At 48.1% G+C, this 2,800-nt stretch carries 3 protein-coding genes and 1 pseudogene; all 4 read left to right on the forward strand.

The annotated features are described in order from the left end of the window. Window positions 1-192 precede the first annotated feature (192 nt). A complete protein-coding gene (locus V7Z69_RS04510) occupies window positions 193-321 on the forward strand; it encodes a hypothetical protein (RefSeq protein ID WP_334138789.1) in 129 nt (42 codons plus the stop codon). Between the two features lie 55 nt (window positions 322-376). After that, on the forward strand, window positions 377-2,131 hold the full coding sequence (locus V7Z69_RS04515; RefSeq protein ID WP_334138790.1) for a Y-family DNA polymerase: 1,755 nt from the start codon (window positions 377-379) through the stop codon (window positions 2,129-2,131). A gap of 184 nt (window positions 2,132-2,315) precedes the next feature. Beyond that, entirely contained in the window at window positions 2,316-2,486 is a 171-nt protein-coding gene (locus tag V7Z69_RS04520) for a hypothetical protein (RefSeq protein ID WP_334138792.1), read from the forward strand. 12 nt (window positions 2,487-2,498) lie between these two features. Beyond that, a pseudogene (locus V7Z69_RS04525) lies at window positions 2,499-2,800 on the forward strand (hypothetical protein); the annotation flags it as partial.

The following is a 2,800-nucleotide window of genomic DNA, read 5'->3' on the forward strand; positions in this document are numbered from 1 at the left end:
AAACCAGAGACCTTGCCTTGGCTCTTAATTTTACACAATTATATGGACGTAACTCTGAAGCCCAAAGGTTTACTTGCTTCCATCTGCATGTTATACGCATTTGTAAAATTATGCTGTTTCCAATATTTTACTGTTTTTTGCCTTTTTGTGCTCTTAATCGTTGTTTTCCTTGAAGTGTTTAAGGGGGGGGTTATGGAAAATACCACCGAAACTGTATGTAATGCCAAAAATGAAAACCTGACTCTCAGAATAGGAATATTTCTTGAGATGGTCAAAGAAGCGGCGGAGATATTTTGTTCTAGGGGTAAAATAAAAAAGTGAAACTCCCAAAGGGAGACTATTGAAACTGAAAATATCACGAGAGGAACGATGAAACGTGCTCTTGGCTTTGTGCGATTGTAATAATTTTTTCGTTTCCTGCGAGAGAGTCAGGGATCCGTCTCTTGAAGGGCGGCCTGTCATTGTGCTTTCCCATAACGACGGCTGCGTAGTGGCAAGGTCCAACGAGGCCAAGGCGCTGGGTATAGGTATGGCCGTTCCCTTTTTTACTGTGAAGGCCCTTTGCCGGAGAAAAGGCGTTGTGGTTTTAAAAGGCGACCACGAGTACTACCGCATAATGTCGCGGAAAGTCATGAAGTGCCTTCACCTTTTGGTCCCTGAAGTTGAAGTTTCTTCAATAGACGAAGCCTACCTTCACCTAACGGGCATTCATAAAGAGGACCCGGTAGGCTTTTCCCGACAAGTGCGAACTTTCATCAAGGAAGAAACGGGCATTCCTGTCTCCATCGGCATAGGCGGCACAAAGACCTTAGCCAAGGCAGCAGGGTACATAGCCAAAAAGGAGGAGCTTCATGAAGGAGTGTTTTGGATATCTTCCGAGGAAGTGGCCAAGGACGCGCTCAAGAGGATACCCATAGAGGAGGTTTGGGGTATAGGACGAAAGACTGCCCAAAAACTTCGTTCGATGGGATTGGCCACGGGTTATGACCTTCTTGCAACCGACGAAAAATGGATTTTAGAAAATTTTCCTGCCTTGGTATGGTCCACATGGAAGGAATTGAGGGGAGTAGTGTGCTATCCCTTTACGGCAGAGCGCAAGCCCAGGAAATCCATCCAGATTGCCCCAAGTTTCAGGAACCCCGTGAGAGAACTGGAAGAAATATGGGTAACTTTGTTGGAACATGTAGAGGAAGCAGCTCTCATCCTCAGAAAGGAAAAGCTTTTGTGCAAAAGCCTGCAGGTATCCCTTCATACCAACCCTTATAGAACGGACCTTCCTCAGTACAACAACAGCGCTAACATAAAACTTAAGGTCCCATGCGACTGCACTCACGACCTGGCCAAAGCGGCAAAGGAAGCGCTGGAGAAGATATACAAGGGAGGCTACTTATACAGGAAAGTAGGGTTAACGTTGAAAGACCTCGTTCCCAGGGACATGGTCCAGGTTACCCTTTTTGAGGAGGAAGAGCGCAAGAAAAAAAGGCTTCTCATGGACGCCGTGGACCAAGTCGTTAATCTCTTGGGGAAAGATGCCCTTTGCCTTGCTGCCACCAAAACTTCAAGAGAAAACCACCCCATGGAGGACCTTAAAAAATTTTTCCCCGGCAAGACTCCTTGGGATGAAGGGTATGCCTTGGGAGTTATAAGGCCCTGTAAGGATGTTCCTCAAGAGGACCTCTCGGACCTTGAAAAACTGTTCAGGAGGTTTAAACATAAGGCAGAGTACAAGGCAGTGAAGGAAATTGCAGCTATGCTGGCTCCAAAGCTCATAGAGATAAATCCCCATATTTTGGTTTTCGTGCCGCCTTTTGGCGGCAGACACCCCAAGGAGCCGTTGGAGCTTTTGGCGGAGGAATTGGCCATGAGGAGTGGAGTGCCTTTAGTTAAAAAGGCATTCGTTAAAAAAAGACCAGTGCCAGAGGTAAAGAAGATCCCTAATTTAGAGGATAGGTTCAGCGCTGTATCCCACGCCTATAGTCTCTCGGAAAGCGCAAGGGTCCAGGGTAAGCGAATTGCGCTTTTAGATGACGTTGTTCGGTCTGGGGCATCCATTTTCGAGGCCTCCAGAGTGCTGAAGGAGGAAGGACAAGCCGGCTGGATAGCCGTGTTTGTGCTGGCGGTTATGCAGTGAGGTAAATCCGTGATATGCTAAAAACAATCAGTCTTCGGGATTGGAGGGGAAAATGGTGAAAAGCCAAAACAGCGAGCGTCTGGTTTTGAAGGCTGAAGACCTTGAGTTCTTCAAGAAAAACGGAAACGAAGCATATGTTGTGGTAGTGAGAAGTGGTGGCTGATGCAGCAGAGTAGAAGCCCTCGTGCAGGGCGGCTCTCCAGGGAAAAAGGACCATTACAGGCTCATAAGCCAGGATGGTGTGTCCTTGTGGGTGCCCAAGGATATGACTTTCCATGGCGACGAGGTGCGTTTCAAGCGGGGCAGCCTTCGCCGGAGCAATATGGTGTTCGTCTCCACCGCTATTATTCCGTGAGGTGATAGCCTTTTGCGTCTTTGGAAGTTTTTTGTCTTACTTTTGGCATTCGCCCTTGGAGTTGGGTTTTTAGGAGCCGAGGCCAAAAGCAGTGTGCCATTGACATTGGAAGAGACAAAGAAGCGTTATGATGGCCTGGCCCCTAAGTTTTGGGGGCAGGACGTTCCTGGCGTGGTCACCCGCTTCGAACCTTCAGGCCTTCAAGTGGCTTTGACGCTGGATGCCTGCGGCGGAAAGGGCGGTTCTGGCTACGACAGGGAGCTCGTAGATTTTCTTGTGGAGAACAACATAAAGGCCACTCTTTTTTTGAATGC

It is taken from the genome of Thermovirga lienii (assembly GCF_036847465.1).
GTDB lineage: Bacteria > Synergistota > Synergistia > Synergistales > Thermovirgaceae > Thermovirga > Thermovirga lienii.